This is a genomic window from Bradyrhizobium sp. 197, assembly GCF_023073375.1.
GTDB lineage: Bacteria > Pseudomonadota > Alphaproteobacteria > Rhizobiales > Xanthobacteraceae > Bradyrhizobium.
The window spans coordinates 71,606-93,949 of record NZ_JADPJJ010000191.1 but is presented as its reverse complement, the minus strand read 5'-3'; the positions used below and the strand labels follow the sequence as shown (position 1 = coordinate 93,949).

18 protein-coding genes are annotated in these 22,344 nt (G+C 65.9%); 10 read left to right on the top strand and 8 right to left on the bottom strand.

Annotation, left to right across the window (positions count from 1 at the left end; translation table 11 throughout):
* Nucleotides 1-199 precede the first annotated feature (199 nt).
* From IVB27_RS42135 to IVB27_RS42120, 4 genes are all read left to right on the top strand, one after another.
* A complete protein-coding gene (locus IVB27_RS42135; protein ID WP_247448393.1) occupies nucleotides 200-790 on the top strand; it encodes a PadR family transcriptional regulator in 591 nt (196 codons plus the stop codon).
* Between the two features lie 222 nt (nucleotides 791-1,012).
* Nucleotides 1,013-4,483 (top strand): tetratricopeptide repeat protein, encoded by a 3,471-nt coding sequence (locus IVB27_RS42130; RefSeq protein ID WP_247448392.1) that lies wholly within the window; start codon nucleotides 1,013-1,015, stop codon nucleotides 4,481-4,483.
* A 315-nt stretch (nucleotides 4,484-4,798) separates the two neighbouring features.
* A complete protein-coding gene (locus IVB27_RS42125) occupies nucleotides 4,799-5,716 on the top strand; it encodes a sulfite exporter TauE/SafE family protein (protein WP_247352313.1) in 918 nt (305 codons plus the stop codon).
* Entirely contained in the window at nucleotides 5,713-6,483 is a 771-nt protein-coding gene (locus tag IVB27_RS42120; RefSeq protein WP_247448391.1) for a TIGR02186 family protein, read from the top strand. The genes IVB27_RS42125 and IVB27_RS42120 overlap by 4 nt, the downstream gene beginning before the upstream one ends.
* 97 nt (nucleotides 6,484-6,580) lie before the next feature.
* Here the strand turns inward: IVB27_RS42120 and IVB27_RS42115 are convergent, their stop codons facing one another.
* Together IVB27_RS42115 and IVB27_RS42110 are read right to left on the bottom strand one after the other, a co-directional pair.
* The gene (locus IVB27_RS42115; protein WP_247448390.1) at nucleotides 6,581-7,372 is read right to left on the bottom strand and encodes an MBL fold metallo-hydrolase; all 792 of its coding nucleotides are present in this window, start codon (nucleotides 7,370-7,372) and stop codon (nucleotides 6,581-6,583) included.
* Between the two features lie 11 nt (nucleotides 7,373-7,383).
* Nucleotides 7,384-8,298: a DMT family transporter gene (locus IVB27_RS42110; protein ID WP_247448389.1), complete on the bottom strand. Its 915-nt coding sequence runs from the start codon at nucleotides 8,296-8,298 to the stop codon at nucleotides 7,384-7,386.
* Between the two features lie 96 nt (nucleotides 8,299-8,394).
* Here IVB27_RS42110 and IVB27_RS42105 point away from each other — a divergent pair, with 96 nt between their 5' ends.
* Nucleotides 8,395-9,258 (top strand): LysR family transcriptional regulator, encoded by an 864-nt coding sequence (locus IVB27_RS42105; RefSeq protein ID WP_247448388.1) that lies wholly within the window; start codon nucleotides 8,395-8,397, stop codon nucleotides 9,256-9,258.
* Here the strand turns inward: IVB27_RS42105 and pdeM are convergent.
* The 4 genes from pdeM to IVB27_RS42085 form a co-directional block, all read right to left on the bottom strand.
* Nucleotides 9,255-9,926 carry a ligase-associated DNA damage response endonuclease PdeM gene (gene pdeM, locus IVB27_RS42100; protein ID WP_247448387.1) on the bottom strand — a complete coding sequence of 224 codons (672 nt, stop codon included), beginning with the start codon at nucleotides 9,924-9,926 and terminating at the stop codon, nucleotides 9,255-9,257. The genes IVB27_RS42105 and pdeM overlap by 4 nt on opposite strands.
* 53 nt (nucleotides 9,927-9,979) lie before the next feature.
* On the bottom strand, nucleotides 9,980-12,568 hold the full coding sequence (locus IVB27_RS42095) for a ligase-associated DNA damage response DEXH box helicase (protein WP_247448386.1): 2,589 nt from the start codon (nucleotides 12,566-12,568) through the stop codon (nucleotides 9,980-9,982).
* A 201-nt stretch (nucleotides 12,569-12,769) separates the two neighbouring features.
* Nucleotides 12,770-13,999, bottom strand: a complete 1,230-nt coding sequence (locus IVB27_RS42090; protein WP_247338625.1) for an ABC transporter substrate-binding protein — start codon at nucleotides 13,997-13,999, stop codon at nucleotides 12,770-12,772.
* 114 nt (nucleotides 14,000-14,113) lie between these two features.
* Nucleotides 14,114-15,040 carry a methyltransferase domain-containing protein gene (locus IVB27_RS42085; protein ID WP_247448384.1) on the bottom strand — a complete coding sequence of 309 codons (927 nt, stop codon included), beginning with the start codon at nucleotides 15,038-15,040 and terminating at the stop codon, nucleotides 14,114-14,116.
* A 67-nt stretch (nucleotides 15,041-15,107) separates the two neighbouring features.
* Between IVB27_RS42085 and IVB27_RS42080 the strand changes: the two genes are divergently transcribed.
* From IVB27_RS42080 to IVB27_RS42060, 5 genes are all read left to right on the top strand, one after another.
* A complete protein-coding gene (locus IVB27_RS42080) occupies nucleotides 15,108-16,145 on the top strand; it encodes a ligase-associated DNA damage response exonuclease (RefSeq protein ID WP_247338628.1) in 1,038 nt (345 codons plus the stop codon).
* Nucleotides 16,142-18,016: an ATP-dependent DNA ligase gene (locus IVB27_RS42075; protein WP_247448383.1), complete on the top strand. Its 1,875-nt coding sequence runs from the start codon at nucleotides 16,142-16,144 to the stop codon at nucleotides 18,014-18,016. The genes IVB27_RS42080 and IVB27_RS42075 overlap by 4 nt, the downstream gene beginning before the upstream one ends.
* A 303-nt stretch (nucleotides 18,017-18,319) precedes the next feature.
* Complete coding sequence (locus tag IVB27_RS42070; protein WP_247338631.1) at nucleotides 18,320-18,622, top strand: DUF6460 domain-containing protein; 303 nt, start codon at nucleotides 18,320-18,322, stop codon at nucleotides 18,620-18,622.
* A 77-nt stretch (nucleotides 18,623-18,699) separates the two neighbouring features.
* The gene (locus IVB27_RS42065) at nucleotides 18,700-19,434 is read left to right on the top strand and encodes an MBL fold metallo-hydrolase (RefSeq protein ID WP_247338633.1); all 735 of its coding nucleotides are present in this window, start codon (nucleotides 18,700-18,702) and stop codon (nucleotides 19,432-19,434) included.
* Nucleotide 19,435: 1 nt separating this feature from the next.
* Nucleotides 19,436-20,761, top strand: coding sequence for an MATE family efflux transporter (locus IVB27_RS42060; protein ID WP_247448382.1), 1,326 nt, complete (start codon nucleotides 19,436-19,438; stop codon nucleotides 20,759-20,761).
* Nucleotides 20,762-20,770: 9 nt separating this feature from the next.
* Here IVB27_RS42060 and IVB27_RS42055 read toward each other — a convergent pair whose 3' ends face one another.
* Both IVB27_RS42055 and IVB27_RS42050 read right to left on the bottom strand, forming a co-directional pair.
* On the bottom strand, nucleotides 20,771-21,868 hold the full coding sequence (locus IVB27_RS42055) for a quinone-dependent dihydroorotate dehydrogenase (protein ID WP_247448381.1): 1,098 nt from the start codon (nucleotides 21,866-21,868) through the stop codon (nucleotides 20,771-20,773).
* Nucleotides 21,865-22,209, bottom strand: a complete 345-nt coding sequence (locus IVB27_RS42050) for a DUF952 domain-containing protein (protein WP_247338639.1) — start codon at nucleotides 22,207-22,209, stop codon at nucleotides 21,865-21,867. The genes IVB27_RS42055 and IVB27_RS42050 overlap by 4 nt, the downstream gene beginning before the upstream one ends.
* Between the last annotated feature and the right edge of the window lie 135 nt (nucleotides 22,210-22,344).

Genomic DNA, 22,344 nt, shown 5'->3' with positions numbered 1-22,344 from the left:
ATGCCTCCCGTGGATAAAAGGCCTTGGCAAAAAACTCGAAAACAACCCCATGCACAGTAGCTATGAGGTTGATTCCGCTGGGTTTTCGGATCGGGTCTTTGGCCCCGATCTTCGCCCCTCCATATGCACATTGACGCATATGCACCAATGCGCATAAAGTCAAGTCAATAGGTCGAGACCTCGAACGGAAGCTGGCGCAATGGCACTGGGCGACGCGATCCTCGCATGCCTGACGGAACGTCCGATGACGGGCTACGAGCTCGCCAAGACATTCGACTCCTCGATCGGCTTCTTCTGGAAGGCCGACCACCAGCAAATCTACCGCGAGCTCTCCAAGCTGCGCGACCGCGGCTACATCCAGGGCCGCGAGGTCGTGCAAACTGGCAAACCCAATAAACTGATCTATACGCTGACTCCCGAGGGCCGAACAGCGCTGCGGCACTGGGCCGCGCGGCCAAGCACGCCGCCCTCGATCAAGGACGACCTCCTGGTGCGGCTGCATGCGCTCGACAGCATCGACATCGAGCCCCTGCGCGCCGATCTGATGGCCCGGCTGGAGCACCATCGCGACCGGCACGAGAATTACGAGCGGATCCTCAAGAAGCGATTTCCGGAAGGCGCGGCGTCGGGCGTGCTCGACCTCGGTAATTTGCTCCTGCTTCAGCTCGGTGCCCGGCACGAGCAGATGGTGGCCGATTTCTGCGAAGAGGCGCTCGAGGCCCTGTCGGCCACGAGCGGCAAGGGCACCGTGGTGCCGCTGGAGGAAGGCAAGCGCGAGGGCAAGGACTAGACCGGCTTCGAGGGAGGGAGCACACCTGCTCCTTGGGCTGGTAGGCCCCACCCAACTTTAAGACCCCGTCAACGAGTTCCTTAACCCGTTATTTACCGTAACAGACAAAAGTCGGTTTTCGAGGCAGACGACCCGCGCCAAATCCGATTGTCTTTGCAACCGGCACGCGAGGGAAGACTGGAGGCGCCGGGTGGGGCGCCGGAGTCGGAACCGGGCAGAGTCATGAATTCGCGCGTATCGTGGAGTGTTGACGGTATCGATCCATCGGTCAGGGAGCGGGCCGAAGCTGCTGCGCATCGCGCCGGCATGTCACTCAACGATTGGCTGAACTCAACGCTCGGCGAAACTGCCCCGCCAAACTTTCGCGGACCTTACGACCAGCGTCCGCAGCAAATGCCTAGCCAAGCACCAAGCCAGGCACCGAGTCAGGAAAGCCGCGAAGTCGCCGACATCCACCAGCGGCTCGACGCCATCACCCAGCAGATCGAGCGGATCTCGAAGCCCGCGCCGCGCCAGGACCCTTCACGCCAGGACCCTTCACGGCAGGACCCTTCACGGCAGGACTCTTCGCGACCGGACGTCTCGCGCGAGCAGGGCGTGGCACGCCAGCTCAACGATGCGATCTCGCGCCTCGATGCGCGGCTGTCGCAAATCTCAAAGCCGCAGCAGCCCCAACCGCAGCAGCCACAGGCGCCGCGCCCCGCTCCCGTCGACAGCCGCCAGCGCCAGGCCGATGCAGTGGAGCGCGCTGCAGCGCAGGTCTATCGCAACTCACCACCCCTGAGCCCCGCTTCGTTCGACGTTGCCGTCGCCGAGATCACCGCACGCCAGAGCGAGCTCGACGGCTTTGCGCCGCGGCAGATGCCGCCGCGCGCCGCGCCATCGATCGCGCCTGCGGCAGCGCCTTTCGCGCCCCCCATGACACCGATGGCTGCGCCGTCCGCGCCTGCCTACGCCCCGCCGCCACCGCAGCCGGGGCCGGATTTCTCCGCGCTCGAGCGCCATCTGCTCAAGATCACGAGCCAGATCGAATCGCTGCAGCGCCCCGACAATACCGAGCAGGCGATCAACACGTTCCGCAGCGAGCTTGCGGAGATCCGCAACGCCATCACCGAGGCGATGCCGCGCCGCGCGATCGAATCGATCGAGAACGAGATTCGCTCGCTGCATCGGCGCATCGACGAGACGCGTTCCAACGGCACCGACGGGCAGGTCCTGTCCGGCATCGAGCACGCGCTGTCCGAGATCAAGCAGGTGCTGCGCACGCTGACGCCGGCCGAGCAGCTCACCGGCTATGACGAGGCGATCCGCAATCTCGGCGCCAAGCTCGATCTGATCCTGCGCGCCAATGACGATCCCTCGACGGTCCGCCAGCTCGAAGGCGCGATCTCGGCGCTGCGCGGCATCGTCTCCAACGTCGCCTCCAACGAAGCGCTGGCACGGCTCTCGGACGACGTGCAGCTGCTGTCGTCCAAGGTCGACCAGGTCACCCGCTCGTCCGGCTCCGGCGATAGCTTTGCGGTGCTGGAGCAGCGCATCGCGGCGCTCACCGCCGCGCTGGAAACGCGCGAGCGGCCTCAGCCATCCGAAAGCAGCGAGCATCTCGAAAGTGCGATCCGCGCGCTGTCGGACCGTTTCGACCGCATGCAGGTCGGCAACGATTCGGCTTCGACCTTCGCTCATCTCGAACAGCGGGTCTCGTATCTGCTGGAGCGGATCGAGACCGCCTCCGATCCGCGCAACGGCAATTTGAGCCGCGTCGAGGACGGGTTGCACGACATCCTGCGGCACCTGGAACGGCAGCAAGCGACCTATTCCGCGCTGGCCGAGAGCCGCAGCTCCGCGCCGGCCGAATCCGGAATGGTCGATATCGTCAAGCGCGAGCTCTCCGACATCCGCTTCAGCCAGGCCGAGACCAACCGCAGCACCCAGGATTCGCTGGAGGCCGTCCACAACGCACTCGGCCACGTCGTCGATCGTCTCTCGATGATCGAGGGCGATCTGCGCAATGTGCGCACCGCGCCGCCGGCCGCCGCGCCGCAGCCGATGCCGATGGCCGCTCCGATGGAGCCCGCGCCGATGGCGCGCGAGCCGCGGCCGCAGCAACAGCCGCCGAAATACGATCCGAAGCCGGAACTGCCCAATCCCGCCGCCGCGCAGGCGGCGCAAGCCGCCTTCGTCGCCGCGCCGCGCGAATTCCACGCCGCTGCACCGGCCGCGCCGCCGCCGATGCCGATCGCGCCGCCCGTTCCGCCCCGCGCGATCAGCGAAATCCTCGAGCCGCATACGGTGCCCACGCGGGCCGCGCTTGCGCCCGAATTGCCGCCGGATCATCCGCTCGAGCCGGGCACCCGGCCGGGTGCACGCGTCGCCACGCCGTCGGAGCGCATTGCCGCGTCTGAAAGCGCAATCAGCGAAATCCCAGCCGCGCCGAAGGAGCCGGTGTCGTCGTCGAGCTTCATCGCGGCCGCGCGCCGCGCTGCCCAGGCCGCCGCCGCACAGCCGGAAAAGCCGGCCCGCGGCGCCAAGGCAGGGGCCGATCGCTCCAAGGGCAAGGACAACGGTAAGGACGGCGGTTCGACCATCACCTCGAAAATCCGCTCGCTGCTGGTCGGCGCAAGCGTGGTCGTGATCGTGCTCGGCACCTTCAAGATGGCGATGAACCTGCTCGATGGCGGCAGCTCGGCGCCGTCGCCGCAGGCAATGGAGAATTCGTCGAGCGCACCCGCGCCGCAGGTGGCGCCGCCAGTCGAGAACAAGCCCGCCACGCCCGAGCAGGTGACGCCGTCGATGACCTCGCCGACCCCGATCGGGCGCCAATCCCAGAACAATGCCGCGCCGGCTCCCGCCGGCAATTCGGCCTCGGTTGAAATTCCGCCGGTGCCCGCCGTAGCCCCGCCGCCTGTCACCAGCGACGTCACCGGCGCGCTGTCGGGCACGAGCCGCGCGAAACTCGCGATGATCCAGGTGCCGCCGAGTGAAAAACTGCCTGACGGCATCGGCGGCCCGAGCTTGCGTACCGCGGCGATGAAGGGCGATGCGAACGCGGCCTACGAGCTCGGCGTGCGCTTCGCCGAAGGCAAGGGCGTGGCCGCGAATTACGACGAAGCCGCCAAATGGTACGACCGCGCGGCGCAGGCCGGCGTGGTGCCGGCGACCTTCCGCCTCGGCACGCTCTACGAGAAGGGCCTCGGCGTGAAGAAGGACGCCGACATCGCCCGCCGCTACTACACACAGGCGGCCGAGCGCGGCAACGCCAAGGCGATGCACAATCTCGCAGTGCTCGACGCCGATGGCGGCGGACATGGCGCCAATTACAAGAGCGCGGCGCAGTGGTTCCGCAAAGCCGCCGACCGCGGCGTCGCCGACAGCCAGTTCAACCTCGCCATCCTCTATGCCCGTGGCATCGGTGTCGAACAGAACCTCGCCGAATCCTACAAATGGTTCACCCTCGCAGCCGCCCAGGGTGACGCGGATGCCGCCGGCAAGCGCGACGATGTCGCCAAGCGGCTCGACCCGCAATCGCTCGCGGCCGCCAAGCTCGCGATTCAGACGTTCAGCGCCGAGCCGCAACCCGATGATGCCGTCAATGTCGCGACACCCGCCGGCGGCTGGGACAGCGCGCCGCAAGCAGCCGCAAAACCCGCGCCGAAGCCGGTCGCGAGCAAGCGCTCGGCGTCAGCGGTGCATTGAGGCACACAGCATTAGATCAGACCAAAGGGGCCGCAGGATCGGTGTACCTCTCCCGCTTGCGGGAGAGGTCGGCGCGTAGCGCCGGGTGAAGGCTTTGTCCTCTTGGGGAGTCTTACTGCGGAGACACCCCCTCCCCGACCCTCCCCCGCAAGCGGGAGAGGGAGCGCACTTTCTCCGTAGCAATCAAGTCTCATTTGCCTCGCGCGCTAGCCGCGCCCATTCACCACGCCCAAAATTCCTGATCACTCCCGCCAGCGAATTCGGCTATTGAGGGACGCGGCAATCGATCCGTTTTCGCCGGAGCGTGGTCCTTCGATGCAGCTCTATCTCCCGATCGCCGATCTTCCGGTCAACGTCTTCCTGGTGCTGGCGATGGGCGCGGCGGTCGGCTTCGTCTCCGGCATGTTCGGGATCGGCGGCGGCTTCCTGATGACGCCGCTTTTGATCTTCATCGGCATCACGCCGGCGGTCGCGGTCGCTTCCGTCGCGAGCCACATCGCGGCCTCGTCCTTTTCCGGAGCCCTCGCCTATTGGCGGCGGCGCGCAATCGACCCGGCGCTGGCGAGCGTCCTGTTGTGCGGCGGCGTGACCGGGACGGCGCTCGGGGTGTGGACCTTCACGCAACTGCGCGCGCTCGGGCAACTCGATCTGATGATCGCACTGTCCTACGTCGTGCTGCTCACCACCGTCGGCAGCCTGATGTTCTCCGAAGGCCTGCGCGCCCTGCTACGGACCCGGCGCGGCGCGGTGCCGCCACGGCGCACGCATAACTGGATCCACGGGCTGCCGCTGAAGATGCGGTTCAAGCGCTCCAAGATCTACCTTTCGGTGATTCCGGTCGTGATCGTCGGCATCGTGATCGGCTTCATCGGCGCCATCATGGGCATCGGCGGCGGCTTCATCCTGGTGCCGATCATGATCTATCTGCTGCGGGTGCCGACCTCGACGGTGATCGGCACGTCGATGGTCCTGACGCTGGTCACGATGCTGTTTGCGACCTTGCTGCACGCGGCGACCAATCACCTCGTCGACGCGGTGCTGGCGCTGATCCTGATGGTCGGCGGCGTCACCGGTGCACAGTTCGGCGCCCGCGCCGGCCAGAAGATCCGCGGCGAGCAGCTGCGGCTGCTGCTCGGCCTCTTGATCCTTTCGGTCGGTGTTCGCTTCGCCATCGAGCTGGTGATCCGGCCCGAGGACCTCTTCACCATCCGCGAGCTGGGGGTGAACGGATGATGCGCGCAGCTCTCGCAGTCCTGCTTGTCCTGCTGCTCGGCTCCGCCGCACGCGCCGAGCGGCTGATCGTGTCGGTCTCCAACCATCGTGTCACGGTGACGCCGAACTATTCCGGCGAGGAGCTGGTGTTGTTCGGCTCGGTCGAGAAGGACGCCACCACGCCCGCCGACCGCAAGACCTACGATCTCGTCGTCACCGTGATGGGCCCGCGCGCCGATATGGTGACGCGGCGCAAGGAGCGCACCTTCGGGATCTGGATCAACACCGACTACCGTCAGTTCCTGGAGGTGCCGAGTTATCTCGCGCTGTTCGCCAACCGCTCGTTCGAGGCGATCACCTCGCCCGAGGTCGCGCGGCGACAGCAGATCGGGCTCAACAACGTGCGGCTGACCCAACGCGTCAGCGGGGACTACGCCGACGTGGTGCCGAACGACGCGTTCCGCTCGGCCTTCATTCGCCTGCGCACCGAGCGCGGGCTCTATCGCGAGGATCCGAGCGCGGTGACGTTCCTGACACCGACGCTGTTCCGCACCGGCATTCCACTGCCGGCGGAGGTGCCGATCGGCACCTACCAGGTCGAGATCAAGTTGTTTGCCGACGGCGCGTTCGTCGGCAAGACCGAGACCGCGTTCGAGATCGTCAAGGTCGGCTTCGAGCAGTTCGTCGCCACCACTGCGCGGCAGAACGGGCTGATCTACGGCCTCATCACCGCCGCGATGGCGCTGATGACGGGTTGGATGGCCTCGATCGTATTTCGGAAGGATTAGCCTCCGTCATTGCGAGCGCAGCGAAGCAATCCAGACTGTCACTGCGGAGGGATTCTGGATTGCTTCGCTTCGCTCGCAATGACGGCTGTGGTGCTAGCTACGGCGCCTGCACCACCGTCGGCACGCCGGGCTCCAGCAATCGCAGCCGCGTCCCGAAGCCGAGCGCGTCGAAGGTCTTGCGCAGATCCTCGCTGTTCTGGCGGAAATGGGCCCAGCCCTCCGTATGCACCGGCACGATCATCGCATCGGGGAAGGCGCGTGCGGTCTCGATGGTGTCGTTGGTGTCCATGGTGAGATGGAACGGCCCGCGCGTTTGCGCAGCGCCCGCGAAAGGCATCACCACGCCGCACTTGAATCGGCGTGCGACCTCGGCGACGCCATCGAACCAGGTGGTATCGCCGCTGATATAGACCGAAGTTGTGTCGGTCCGGCTCGACGACACCACGAAGCCGATGACGTCGCCTGACAGCGGCTCGATGCCGGCCGGGCCGTGACGCGCCGGGGTCGCGGTGATCGTCAGCGAATTGCCGTCACGATCTTTCAGATGCGTCGTGCCCCACGGCACCAGGCCTTCGACATGCAGGCCTTCGAATTGGCCACCGAGGCGCTTGGCGCCGGCTTCTGTGGTCAGGACGCGCTTCGCGTGCTTGAGATATTCGCGGCCGGAATTGTCGAGATTGTCCGAATGCTGGTCGTGGCTGAGCAGGACCGCATCGATCGGGCCGATTGCATCGGCCTTGAGCGCAGGGCCGATTGTCTTCTCCAGCTTCACATGCGGCAGCTGATAGGCGGTATTTGCGTCATCGAAAGTCGGATCGGTGAGCAAGCGGAAGCCATCGATCTCGATCAGCGCGGTGGGACCGCCGATCAGGGTAATGGAAATGGGCATAAGAACTCCTCCTACGACACAGGCTTCGCGGCAGGCCGCGTCACCAGATAGATCCCGAGCGCCACTGGAATGATTCCGAGCAGATCGCGGGCCTCGACATGCTCGGCGAGCACGAGATACGCGAACAACATGCCGAGCGGCGGCATCAGGAAATGATAAGCGCTGGCAGCCGTTGCGCCACACACTTTCAGGAGATGAAACCAGAGCCAGTAGGCGAGGATCGAGCCGCCGAGCACGAGGAAGGCGAAGGCGCCGATCAGGCCCGGCGTAAAGTCGATGGCGTGAACGTCGGCGAAGGTCAGCGCGACCGGCGTCAGCACCACGCCGGCGGCAAGATTCTGCACGCCATTGCCGATCCACAACGAGCCCCTCGGCGCGAGCAGCTTGAACAGGATCGTGCCGGCGACGATGGAGGCGAGCGAGGCCAGCGTGAACATGATGCCGTGCAGTGAGTCAGTGCCGACCGACAGCCGATGCCAGACGATCAAGGTCACGCCGACGATGCCGAGCAGGAGGCCGCTCGCCTTGCGCCACGTCATGCCTTCGCCGAGCAGGAGCGCGGCGAAGCCCGCCGTGAACACCGGATTGGCCGACACGATCAGGCCGCCGAGGCCAGCCGAAACCGATTGCAGTCCGGTGTAGCCGAGGCCGAGATAGAGCGCGTTATTGGCGATGCCGAGCACTGCGAAAATGGCGGCATCGCGCCAGGACAGCGACCAGTCGTCGCCGCGGATCAGCGTGGCGCCAAGGATCAAGATGCCGGCGAGCGAGAAGCGCGCGGCGAGCAGGATCAGCGGCGGGCAATGGGTCACGCCGATCTTGCCGGCGACGAAGGCGTAGCTCCAGAGCAGGCAGAACAGGCCGATAGCGAAGGGCAGCGTGTTGAAACGGCTGCGGGGGACGGCAAGCGAGGGGGCGAGCGACATGTGGAATCTCCTGAGCCATCGATCTAGGAACCCGGCTTGTCATTTGGAAATTAAATGATTAACTACCCCTCAGTTGATTTTCGAATGGAGAGATCCATGCTCGATCTGGAGCTCCTGCGCAGCTTCGTCTCGGTGGTCGATTCCGGCGGTTTCACTCGGGCCGGCGAACGCGTCCACCGCACGCAATCGACCGTCAGCCAGCAGATCAAGCGGCTGGAGGAGGATGTCGGCCAGGTGCTGCTGCACCGCGACGGCAAGGACGTGCGTCCGACCGAGGCCGGCGAGCGGTTGCTGTCTTATGCGCGGCGGCTGTTGTCGCTCGCCGAGGAGGCACGCGACGTGCTGAGTCAGCCCGACGGCGAAGGCGCGATCCGGCTCGGCATCCCCGAGGATTTTGCGGCATATCGGCTGGCGAAACTGCTTGGCGCATTCTCGCGCTCGCATCCGGGCCTGCGCCTCGATGTGCGCGCCGACCAGAGCAAGAACCTGTCGCGAGACCTCGATCGCGGCGAACTGGATCTGGCGCTGTTCAAGCGCGAGGCCGGCGCGAAGGGCGCTATTGCGGTGTGGCCGGAGCAGGTGCACTGGGTCACGAGCAAGAGCCATCCTATCCATGCCGACGTCGCCTCGGTGCCGTTGATCGGCTTTCCGCTCGGCTGCCTCTACCGCGCCGGCGCCATCCACGCGCTGGAAAGCGCGGGCCGCATCTGGCACATGTCCTACACCTCATCGAGCCTCGCCGGCATCCAGGCCGCCGTCGCCGCCGGCATGGGGCTGAGCATCCTGTCGGAGATGGCGATCCAGTCCGACCACCGCGTGCTGACGGCGAAGGATGGTTTTGCGCCGATCAACCGGACCGAAATGGCGCTGATGGCCGCGCCCGGCGCCAGTCCAGCGACGCTACGGCTGGCGGATCGTCTTGCGGAGTTTTGCGATGACGTGCAGGCGAAGGCGGCTTAGCTGCACCGTGACGCCGCGATCGCGTGGACGCGGCGATCGCCGAGCAGGTGCGCGACAAAACCGTTCCTTGGAAAGATTTTTGCGAACGCGGCATCGCGGATGCTGAGGCCGCCGGCATAGGCGCCGAAGGCGGGCATCACGGCGCGCATCCCGTCGGACGCGAAGCAGCGGCGCTCCATCGAGCGGCCGCGCGCGGAGACACGGGCCTTGGGATGCAGATGGCCGGCGATCTCGCCGCACGCGCCGGTCGGCTCATGGCGGAAGGTGATCGGGCCGATCGCGACTTCGTCGGCGACGGTGCCGCCGAGGTCATGCGGCAGCGCCGGATCGTGATTGCCTGAGATCCAGATCCAGTCGCGGCCGGCCTGCAAGGCGGCGACCGCGTCGCGATCGTCCGCCGACAGCCGTCCATGTGCAGTGCGATCATGAAAACTGTCGCCGAGCGCGATGACGATTCGGGGATTATGGCGGGAGATGACAGCAGCGAGCCGGCCGAGCGTCGCGATGGTGTCGTAAGGCGGCAGCAGCACGCCGCGCATGGCGAAGCTGGAACCTTTTTCCAGATGCAGATCGGAGACGACGAGCATGCGCTGCTCTTCCCAGAACAGTGCGCCGGAAAGATCGGCCGCGAACGTCACGCCGCTGATGCTGACATTTGAAACGCGCATGTCCTCGATATCCCCTGAAACCAGCGCGCCTATCGTCACGTCCGAACCTGCTCTTATCCCATCGCCTCTTTGACGAGCTCGTCGGCGGCCTCCGCCAACAGCTCGTCTCCAGCTTCGCCATAGACTGACTCGCGGCCGATTTCCAGCATCACGGGGACGGCGAGCGGAGAGACACGGTCGAGTTCCCGATGTGTGATGCGGCCCTGGATGCGGGTGAGCATGTCGCTGAGACGGCGCAGATCGAGCAAGCCGGTGGCGGCATCGGCCCGCGCGGCGCGCAACAGCACGTGATCGGCCTGGTGTTTTCGCAGGACGTCGTAAACGAGATCGGTCGAGAACAGCACCTGGCGGCGGCTCTTCTCCTCGCCGGTATGCCGGCGCGCGATCAGGCCGGAGATGATCGCGCAATTGCGGAACGTACGTTTCATAAGAGCGGATTCCGCGAGCCATGCTTCGAGGTCGTCGCCGAGCATGTCGGGATCGAACAGCGCGTCAAGGTCGATCCTGCCGTCCCGGATCATGAAGGACATGTCGCCGAGCGCCCAGACGGCGATCGCATATTCGTTGGCGACGAAGCCGAGCGGCCGGGCGCGGGCACGCTCCAGCCGGCGCGTCAAGAGCATGCCGAGCGTCTGATGCGCGAGACGGCCTTCGAACGGGTAGCAGACGATGTAATGCTTGTTGGCGCGCGGAAAACTCTCGACCAACAGCTCGCGCACGGCCGGCACGCGGGAGACGTCCTTTTGCAGTGACAGCCAGTCGCGCACCTGCTCCGGCAACGCGCCCCACGCGCGCGCGTCATCGAGCAGGCGACGCACGCGTTCGGCAAGATAGGTCGAGAGCGGAAACTTGCCGCCCATATAGGACGGCACTTTCGGGTCCTTGTCGTTGGCGCGCGAGACATAGACCTGGTCCTCGACCAGGGTCTCGTAGCGCACCACCTCGCCGCTGAACACGAAAGTGTCGCCCGGACTGAGGCCCTCGATGAAGGCTTCCTCGATCTCGCCGAGCAACCTGCCGCCGCGGGCGATCACGCCCGTTGACCCGCCTGCTTTTCCCTGACCGCCTCCTTGGCCGCCGCCGCGCGATCGCACCAGCCGCACCTTCAGCATGTCGTCCTCGACGATGGTGCCGACATTCATCCGGTAGCTCTGCCGCACCTTTGGATTGGCGACGCGCCAGCGACCCTGCTTGTCCTGCTTGATGCGGGCGAATCGCTCGTAGGTTTTCAGCGCGTAGCCGCCGGAGGCGACGAAATCGACGACGTCGTCGAAATCCTGCCGCGTGAGATCGGCATAAGGCGCGGCGGTACGCACTTCGTCGTAAAGCTCGTCAGAGAGAAACGGCTCGCCGCAGGCGCAGCCGAGCACGTGCTGGGCCAGCACGTCGAGCGCACCGGTGCGCAGCGGCGGCGTGTCCTGCGCGTTCTCGGCGATGGCGTCAATGGCGACGCGGCACTCCAGCACCTCGAAGCGGTTCGCCGGCACCAGCACCGCGCGCGAGGCTTCATCAAGGCGGTGGTTGGCGCGGCCGATGCGCTGCATCAGGCGCGAGGCCCCCTTCGGCGCGCCGATATTGACGACGAGATCGACGTCGCCCCAGTCGACGCCGAGGTCGAGCGAAGAGGTGCAGACCACGCCGCGCAATTTTCCCGCCGACATCGCATCCTCGACCTTGCGGCGCTGCGCGACATCGAGCGAGCCGTGATGCAGGGCGATTGCAAGGTTGTCGTCGTTCATGCTCCAGAGATTCTGGAACAGCATCTCGGCCTGGCTGCGGGTGTTGACGAAGACCAGCGTGGTCTTGTTCGCCTTGATCAGCTCGTAGATCTCGGGAAGCGCATGGCGCGCGCTGTGACCGGCCCAGGGCAGGCGTTCGCGCGTATCCATCATCTCGACCAGCGGCGGCGCCGCGCCGCCGGCGATGACGATGTCGGCCGCCGCTTCCTTGCCGCCGGGCTGCGGCACCAGGAAGCGCGCCAGCGATTCCGGCTCGGCCACCGTCGCCGACAGGCCGATCGCCCGCATCTGCGGCGCCAATCGCCACAACCGTGCGAGCCCAAGGGAGAGAAGATCACCGCGCTTGGAGGTCACCAGCGCATGCAGCTCGTCGAGCACGATGCGCTTGAGCGAGGAGAACAGGAACGGCGCGTCGTCGGAGGACAGCAGCAGCGCGAGCTGTTCGGGCGTGGTCAGCAGAATGTCCGGCGGATAGCGCCGCTGCCGCTGGCGCCGCGACGTCGGCGTGTCGCCGGTGCGGGTCTCGATCTTGATCGGCAGCGCCATCTCGGCGACCGGCCGCTCCAGATTGCGTGCGATGTCGACCGCGAGTGCCCTGAGCGGGGAGATGTAGAGGGTGTGCAGGCCGCCGCTGCGTTGCAGGGTGCGGCCGGTGGAGACCACCGATTTCGCCGAAGCTTTGGGCGCAGCACTCAGCTCCACCAGCGTCGGTAAAAATCCCGCCAGCGTCTTGCCGGCGCCGGTCGGTGCGATCAGCAGTGCGGACCGGTCCTCGCGCGCTTTCTCCAGCAGCGCCAATTGATGCGCGCGCGGCGACCAGCCGCGGGCTGCGAACCACGCCTGGAAGTGGTCGGGCAACAGCGCGGCCGGCTCGGCCGGAGATTTGAGGATACGAGGCGGCACGGCATCACAGGTAAGCCGTGGGGGTGGGTTCGTCGAGGGGTGGGTGGGCAGGATGCGCCTACAGGCGTCATGGCCGGGCTTGTCCCGGCCATCCACGTTCTTGCCACACGGAAGCGAAGACGTGGATGGCCGGGACAAGCCCGGGCATGACGAGTGTGGAGCTATCGCCCCTTCAACGCTCCGCGCATTCGCGGAGACCCCCTACTCCGTCACCGGCTTGTCGGACACGGCCCAATCCTTGCCGTTGAAGGTCGAGATATAGAGCGTCTTCATCGGTGTGTAGTCGCCGGGCGTGTAGTTGTAATTGACGCCGTCGAGGAAGAACGGCGAGTGGAAGCCGTTGAGGTTCGCGGCCTGCTTGAGCACGCTTTCGCGCGTGAGCTCATCGCCGCAGCGGCGCAGAATCTCGCCCATGGTCACCGCCTGGCCGTAACCGGCATAAGCGATGGTGTTGTCGGGATCGACGCTCGGCAGGTAATTCTTGCGCAGCGTGTCGAACGCGATCACATCTTTATCGTTCTCCCAGGGGCCGGGGCCGGCATCCTTGGAATAACGGATCGCGACGATGCCGGTGGCGTTCTCCAGCCCCGCGGCATTGAGGATCGAGCGGCCGGTCGATCCGGCCGACAGCAACTGCAGCGGCTTCCAGCCGAGTTCGGCGACCTTGCGGATCGACTGCGACGACGCCTTGCCGGTGGAGATGTTGTAGAAGACGTCGGCGCCCGATTTCGAGAGATTGATGAGCTGGGAATCGACGGTCGGATCGGTGAGATCGTAGGTCTGCTCCATGATCACCTTTGCGGTGCCGCCGGAGTCTTCCAAAACCTTCTTGAAGGGCCCGAGGAAGTCGCGGCCAAAATCGTCGTTCTGGTAGAGAATGCCGACCTTGGCATTCGGCTTCACGCTGAGGACGTGCCGCGCCAGGATGCGCGCTTCCGTCGGATAGAGCGGCAGGCCCGCCATCGTCCATTTGAACTCTTTCGGATTGTTCCACTTGGAGGCGCCAGTGTTGAGCAAAAGCTGCGGCACGCCCTTTGAATTCAGGTATTTGTGCACAGCCGTCTGCGGCGCGGTACCGAGCGAGCCGTAGAGCGCCAGCACCTCCTCCTGCTCGACCAGGCGCCGCGTCGCCTCGACACATTTCGGTGCGCTGTAGGCATCGTCCATGGTCAGGAATTTGACCTTGCGTCCGTTGATGCCGCCCTTCTCGTTCAGCATCTGGAAATAGGCCTCGCCGATGCGCCCGAGCACGCCGTAGAGCGAGCCGGGGCCGGAATGCGGCACGGTCTGCCCGATCTTGATCTCGGTGTCGCTGGCACCGGCATCGTATTTCTTCTCCGCGGCCCAGACGTAGGGCGCGGGCAAGGTGGATGCCGCGATGGTCGCAAGCGCGGCGGCGCTGAAATCGCGCCGCGATGGATTCCTGGTCATTGTTTGTTCTCCCTTGGCGCGCGCATTGTGCTGGCATCGCCGCACGGCTCGCAAGCGGGAAGTCGCCGCTTTGCGACGCAATGACGTCCAAAGCGTCGCGTATAGCGCCTAGACTCAAGTTTTCTCGGCGACCACGACGAGGCCACGCACCGGCTCGTTATTCTCGATGCGTGGCGAGGCCGGCTCCAGGGTGAGGAGCTTGAGGCCGGCCTTCGCCAGCGCATCGCGCGCATATTCCGCCGAATGGGCATAGCGCAGGCCTTCGCCGAGAACGATGCCACTGCCGTCATGCGTCTCCAGCGTGAAGGCGAGCACGCCACCGGGCGCGAGCAGGCGCCTGGCTTCGCCGAGCACCGGCGCGAGATCGGGCAGATAGACGAACGCATCGGCAGCGACGACGAGGTTTGCACTCGCGTCACTCTTGGCGCGCAGGCCTTCGATCATGTCGGCGACTTCGAGCTCGGCATAGAGGGCGGTGGCTCGCGCCTCCTTGATCATGCCGGGCGACAGATCGATGCCGATGAAATGATCGACCTGCTTTGCGAAGGCCGCGGCCGCCAGCCCCGTACCGCATCCGAGATCGATGGCGCGCTTGAACAGGGCGGGCTTCTTCGCGGCCACGCGGGCAGCCACCACTGCCTTGAAGATCAGCGACGGTGCGCGATAGTCGAGATCGTTGATCAGGACATGCTCGAAACGCGGCGCGTATTGATCGAACAAGGCCTGCACGTAGGCCTTGGGCATCTCGGACAATTGCGCGGCGCCGAGGCGTATCAGATGCAGATGAGCACCATGCTGATCGCTCGCATCGCACTCGCGCGATTTTCGAAAGGCCGCAATGGCCTTGTCGCGCTCACCGAGCTGCACGCGGATTTCGCCGAGCGTGAACCAGGCCGAGGTGAAATTCGGCGCAAGCTCGATCGTCTGCTCGAGCAGGTCGGCGGCGGCCGGCAGATCGCCCTTGAGCTGGAGGTCGCGCGCGAACTCGAAGCGGCGGTCGGCCATGAGATCGGCGGAGGTCAGGAACAGGCGCAGGGGCATTGGGGGAACCAGAAAGCGAAGCGGGCGGGTGACTCGAACACGCGGTGGCGCAACCTATATAACAGGCATGCGTCCGCAAGACATCCTGCTGCCCGTCGCGAGCGGCCTGTGCTGCAAGCCCGGCGGCTTCCACATCGACCCCATCCGGCCGGTCGAACGCGCCGTGATCACCCACGGCCATTCCGACCATGCCCGCGCCGGTCACGGCGCGGTGCTGGCGACGCAGGAAACACTGGACATGATGCGGCTGCGCTATGGCGAGAATTTCGCCGGCTCGACGCAGGCGATCCGCTATGGCGAGGAGATCTGGCTCGGCGAGACCAGCGTGAAGTTTCATCCGGCCGGCCATGTGCTCGGTTCGGCGCAGGTCGCGGTCACCTGCAAGGACACCTGCATCGTCGCCTCCGGCGACTACAAGGACGCGCCCGACCCGACCTGCACGCCGTTCGAGCTCGTCCCCTGCGACGTCTTTATCACCGAGGCGACGTTCGGGCTGCCGGTGTTTCGGCATGGCGACGCCGCCGACGAGGTGAAGAAGCTGCTGGCGTCGGTGGCGCTGTTTCCGGAGCGCGCGCATCTCGTCGGCGCCTATTCGCTCGGCAAGGCGCAACGCGTGATCGCGCTGCTGCGCCAAGCGGGCTACGACGCGCCGATCTATCTGCATGGCGCGATGGAGAACATCACACATTACTATCAGAGCCGCGGGATCGCGCTCGGCGAGTTGCGGCCGGTGAAGGGCGTGAAAAAGGCGGCGCTTGCCGGCACCATCACGCTGGCGCCGCCTTCGGCGACCTCGGATATCTGGACGCGGCGGTTTCCCGATCCGGTCACGGCATTCGCCTCGGGGTGGATGCGGGTGCGCGCTCGCGCCCGGCAGCGTGGCATCGAGCTGCCGCTGGTGATCTCGGATCACGCCGATTGGGATGGCCTCACCGCCACGATCGCGGCGACCGGCGCCGGCGAGATCTGGGTCACGCATGGTCAGGAAGATGCGCTGGTGCATTGGTGCCAAAGCAAAGGTTTGCGGGCAAAGCCGCTCGATCTCGTCGGCTATGGCGACGAGGAGGAGACCGAGACACCGCTCGCTGACGAGGCCGAAGCATGAACCGCTTCGCCGAACTTCTCGACCGCCTCGCCTACGAGCCCGGCCGCAACAACAAGCTGCGGCTGATCACCGGCTATTTTCGCGAGGTCGCCGATCCCGACCGCGGCTATGCACTGGCCGCGCTGACCGGCGCGCTCAGCTTCAAGCACGCCAAGCCCGCGCTGATCCGCGACCTGATCGCGTCGCGCACCGATCCGGTGCTGTTCGGGCTGTCCTACGACTATGTCGGCGACCTCTCGGAGACGGTGGCGCTGATGTGGCCGAAGTTGCATGGTAACGCGCCGTCTTTTCCGGGCTACCCCTCTCCCCCGCCCTCCCCCACAAGGGGGGAGGGAGCGCAGTTGCGCGCGGCGCTGTCAGTGAGCACGACAACTGGTAGCGATTCCCAAAGTGATGGACGCACGAACCTAACCGTTCCCTCCCCCCCTGTGGGGGAGGGTCAGGGAGGGGGGTACTCCGGAAGAGATGGCGATGAGTCCCCTCATGCCCGCAACCACAACAACCCACCGCCACCGACACTGACCGAGGTCGTCACCACGCTGCGCACGCTCGGCAAGACCGAGCTGCCAAAGCAGCTCGAGCGCTGGCTCGACGAGCTGGATGAGACCGGCCGCTGGGCGCTGCTGAAGCTCGTCACGGGCGCGTTGCGCATCGGCATCTCTGCGCGCCTGGCAAAGACCGCGGCTGCCGCGCTCGGCAACAAGGATCCGCATGAGGTCGAGCTGATGTGGCCCGGTCTCGCGCCGCCCTATCTCGACCTGTTCGCCTGGCTGGAAGGCCGCGGCGACAAGCCGGTCAACCGCGATCCCGCGCCGTTCCGCCCCGTGATGCTGGCGCATGCGATCGAGGACACCGATTTCGCACCACTCGATCCGGCCGACTACATCGCCGAATGGAAATGGGACGGCATCCGCGTTCAGGCAGTCGCCGGCCGCGACGAGCACGGCCACATCACAGCCCGGCTCTATTCGCGCACCGGCGAGGACATCACGGGCAGCTTCCCGGATCTGGTGCCCGCGCTGCGCCTGCCGGGCGCCATCGACGGCGAGCTTCTGGTCCTGCGCGAAGGACGGGTGCAGAGCTTTAACGTTCTGCAGCAGCGGCTCAACCGCAAGGTTGTGTCTCCGAAGCTGATCAAGGAATTTCCGATTCATCTGCGCGCCTACGATCTGCTCGGCGACGACGAGAACGATCTGCGCGAGTTGCCGTTCGCGGAGCGGCGCGAGCGGCTTGAGACATTCATCGGGAAGCTCGGCGATCCCCGCATCGATCTCTCGCCCACCGTCCCGTTTGCGAGCTGGGAGGCGCTCACCGCCGCACGCGCCGATCCCGCCGGCGCCGGTGCCGGGGACGACGCGGACGCCGTCGAAGGCGTGATGCTGAAGCGGCGCGATGCGCCCTATTTGCCGGGACGGCCGAAGGGCCAATGGTGGAAGTGGAAGCGCGACCCGCACATCATCGACGCCGTGCTGATGTATGCGCAGCGCGGTCACGGCAAGCGCTCGTCCTATTATTCCGACTACACCTTTGGCGTCTGGACCGCAGGCGCGGACGGCGACGAGCTGGTGCCGGTCGGAAAGGCCTATTTCGGCTTCACCGACGAGGAGCTGTTGCAGATCGACCGCTTCGTGCGTCGTCATACCACCGAAAAATTCGGCCCCGTCCGCCACGTCGTGCACGAGGGCGACAAGGGGCTGGTGCTGGAGGTTGCCTTCGAGGGGCTGCAGCGCTCGCCGCGGCACAAATCCGGCGTCGCGATGCGCTTTCCCCGCATCAGCCGCCTGCGCTGGGACAAGCCGCCGCGGGAGGCCGACCGGCTGGAAACGCTGGAAAAGATGCTGAAAGCGGAGGCGGCAGAGCTTGATGCGTGAGGGGAGACGGAAGACGGTGCGCCCCCTCGCCCGCTTGCGGGAGAGGGCTGGGGAGAGGGCTGGGGAGAGGGTAGCTCCGCAGTGGGATTCCCCAAGAGGCGAGAGCCCTCACCCGCGCCTTCGGCGCGACCTCTCCCGCAAGCGGGAGAGGTTGCAGCGAGCCTGCGGCACGATCATCCCACAACCAAGGCGAACCCGCCCGCCCGAATTAAAATCCCGTAAACCGATTGACGCGCCGTTGCGGGTTCCCCATGTCCCCCGCCGTGCCCTATGATACGGTCGAATCCGCCCAAGGAGTTTGAGATGGCTCACGACGTCAGAGATTTGCCGGCCGGCCGCAGTGACGGCCTGAACCGCTTTCTCGGCGGCTCGCCGCTGGCGGTCGCGTTTCGCCTGGTCCTGCTCTCGATCCTCGTCGGCGTCGTGCTGGCGGCGATCGGTTTCGATCCCTGGAATATCATCACCAGCATTCGTCTCTTGTTCCAGCGTTTGTGGGATCTCGGCTTCGACACCGTGAACTGGCTGTGGCGCTACTTCCTGCTCGGCGCGGTCATCGTGATCCCGATCTGGCTGCTGATGCGCGTCTTCGGCACGCCGCGCAGGTAAGTCGTTGTTTTGAGCATGATCTTTTCGGAAACCCGCTTCACACTTTTCCGGATCACGCTCTAGGGAGCTAGCGGCCGATGCAACTGCGCTTTGTCGGCTGCGGCGACGCCTTCGGATCCGGCGGCAGGCTCAACACCTGCTTCCACGTCTCGGGGCGCGAGGTCAACTTCCTGATCGATTGCGGCGCGTCGGCTCTGCCGGCGCTGAAGCGACTCGAGATCGACCGCAACGATATCGATCTCATCCTGATCACGCATTTCCACGGCGACCATTTTGCCGGGCTGCCGTTTGTCCTGCTCGACGCGCAATTCTCGCGGCGGACGCGGCCGCTCACCATCGCGGGCCCCAAGGGCATCGAGACGCGGCTGCGTGCGGTGATGGAGGCTCTGTTCGAGCACTCATCGAAGATGCAACAGCGCTTCGAGCTGTCCGTCGTCGAGCTCGCGCCCGAGCAGCGCCGGAGCTTCGGCGCGGTGACGGTGACGCCCTACCCCGTCGTGCACGGCGAATCCGGCGGCCCCTTCCTCGCCTATCGCGTCGAGGCCGAGGGCCGCACGCTGGCCTACAGCGCCGATACCGAATGGACGGAGACGCTCATTCCGCTGGCGCATGGCGCGGACCTTTTCATCGCCGAAGCCTATATGTACGAGAAGGTGGTCAAGAATCACCTCAGCCTGAAGACCTTGGAACAGCATCTGCCGGATATCGGCGCAAAACGCCTCGTCCTCACCCATATGAGCGAGGACGTGCTGTCGCGCCTCGACGACATCGCCCATCTCGCCGCCGAAGACGGCATGGTGCTCGTGTTCTGACATGCACGCCCCCGTTCACTTAGGGATCGGCTCCCGCCAGGTCTTCGCCATCGCAGGTCCCGCGATGGTCGCGAACCTCACCACGCCGCTGATCGGCGTGGTCTCGACCACCGCGATCGGACGGCTGGACGATGCCGCGCTGCTCGGCGGCGTGGCCATCGCGTCCGTCATCTTCGATTGCCTGTTCTGGCTGTTCGGATTCCTGCGCATGAGCACGCTCGCCTTCACGGCGCAGGCGCTGGGCGCCGGCGAGACGCGCGAGCTGACCGCTATCCTGGTGCGCGGCTTCATCGTGGCCGGCCTGATCGGCGTAGCGCTGATCGTGCTGCAACTGCCACTGGCCGCCGTGCTGTTCAACCTGATGGGCGGCAGCGAAGGCGTCACGCGCGCGGCGAAAACCTACTTCGTAATCCGGATCTGGTCGGCGCCGCTGGCGCTCGCGAACTACGTCATCCTCGGCTGGCTGGTCGGCCAGGCCCGTGCCAATCCGGCGCTCGCGCTCCAGGTCGTCATCAATCTCGTCAATGCGGCGGCGACGATCCTGCTGGTGCTGGTCTACGACACCGGCATCGCGGGCGCTGCGATCGCGGCGCTGCTGTCCGAAGCGGCCGGATTCGGGCTCGGCCTGATCGTCTGCCGCCGCCATGCGGACAGTGGGTTCGCGGTGCCATACGCGGCCCTGTTCGACCGGGCCAAGCTGATGCGGCTGCTGGCGGTGAATTCCGACATCCTGATCCGCACCGCGGCGCTGATCGCCGTGTTCCTGTTTTTCACCGCCAAGGGCGCGCGGGCCGGCGACGTCACGCTGGCCGCCAATTCCGTGCTCAACAACTTTCTGCTGGTCAGCGCCTTCTTCCTCGACGGTCTTGCGAACGCAGCCCAGCAGCTTTGCGGCCGCACGCTTGGCGCACGCGACGCCAAGGGATTTACGGATTCGACCCGGCTGGTGCTGCTATGGGGGCTCGGCTTCGCGTTGGTCGTGTCCGCGCTGTTCGCGCTGTTTGGGCCGAGCTTGATCGATTTCATGACGGCGAGCGAAGCCGTCCGTCGCGGCGCGCGGGAATTCCTGCCGTTCGTCGTGCTTGCACCCATTCCCGGCGTGTTCGCCTTCGGCTTCGACGGCATCTATATCGGCGCGACCTGGGCGCGCGAGATGCGCAATCTGATGCTGGCCTCGCTCGCGATCTTCTTCGCCGCATGGTGGGCGCTGCAATCGTTCGGCAATGCCGGACTGTGGAGCGCGCTGATTGCCTCCTACGTCTCGCGCGGTGGCTTGCAGGCCGCGCGCTATCCGGCGCAGTTCAGGAAGACGTTTCCGAAGCCGTAGCCCGATTGGCTACATCCCCGGCCAGTCTTCCGCCGTCAGCGTCGCGGCGTCGGCGCCGACGATCTCGGAGAGAGAATCCCTCCCGGTGCGCAAGAGCGTCGAGGTGAGGTCGCGCTTGATCTCGTCGACGAGGCCGAGGCCCTTGTAGATCAGCGACGAATAGAGCTGGATCAGGCTCGCGCCGGCGCGGATTTTCGTCAGCGCGGCGCCGCCCGAATCGACACCACCGACACCGATCAAGGGGAATGCGCCCTCGACCCGCACATAGGTCTCCGCGACCATCCTCGTCGACAGCCGGAACAGCGGCCGGCCGGACAGCCCGCCCTGCTCCTTGGCGCGCATCTCCTCGCGCAACGTGCTCGGCCGCACGATCGTGGTGTTCGAGACGATCATGCCGTCAACCCGGCGCGAGCGCGCGACCTGCACGACGTCGTCGAGCTGGGCGAGGCTGAGGTCCGGCGCGATCTTGAGCAGCACCGGCGTGTCGCCGGCCTTCTGGCGCACCCGCTCGCGCGCGTCGATCACCCTGGCGAGGAGATCGTCGAGCAGCGCGCCTTCCTGCAAATTGCGCAGGCCCGGCGTGTTCGGCGAAGAGACGTTGACGGTGAAATAGCTCGCCACCGGCGCAAAAGTCTCGATCAGCTTGACGTAATCATTGACGCGGTCCGGCGAGTCCTTGTTGGCGCCGACATTGACGCCGACGATACCGCCATGCTGCGCGCGCGCCGCGAGCCGGCGCAACGCGACTTCCGCGCCGTCATTGTTGAAGCCCATGCGGTTGATAACGGCCTCGTCGCGCTCCAGACGAAACAGCCGCGGCCGCGGATTGCCGCTCTGCGGCTTCGGCGTCACCGAGCCGATCTCGACGAAGCCGAAACCGAGCCGCAGCAGCGCATCCGGCACTTCGGCGCTCTTGTCAAAGCCCGCAGCCATGCCGATCGGATTGGAAAAGTTGAGCCCGAAAGCGCGCACCGCGAGCTTGGGATCGTCAGCGCGCGGCTTGACCGGCGGCAGGAAACGCAGGCCCTGGATGGCGAGTCGATGGGCATCCTCCGGATCGAGCCAGCGCAACACCGGCAGCGAGAAAGCGTCGAAAGCGCGGATCACGGGGCAAGCTCCGGGACGTCGTGGCCGCCATCGGAGCGCGTGTTGAGGTTGATCACCGCGATCACCGCGCCGAAATCGAGCTCGCCATAAAGATGCGGAAACAGCTCCTCATTGCGCGAGCGCTCCCAGCGCAATTCGCTGCCCAGCGCATCGCCGTCAACCTCGACCAGGAACAGCGCGCGCTGCCCGAAATAATGCTTGCGCAAGGTCTCGGGAACCTGGGCCGCGGTGGAGAAATGGATGAATCCGTCGCGCGCATCGTCCGCGCTGCCGCGGTAGACACCCTGCCGTTCCGCCTCGCGCCAGGCCGAGGCCGGACAGATTTTGTAGATCTTGACCACCGCTTGCGGAGCCCTTTGAGTTTCTTGGGTTTTTTCGTCTCTTGCGGGTCTTAAAACCCGGGCGCGACCGTAATGGCGCCCCCGTCCGAACTCAAGAGTTAGAGCCATTTCCGGTCCGATGAAATCGAACCGGGA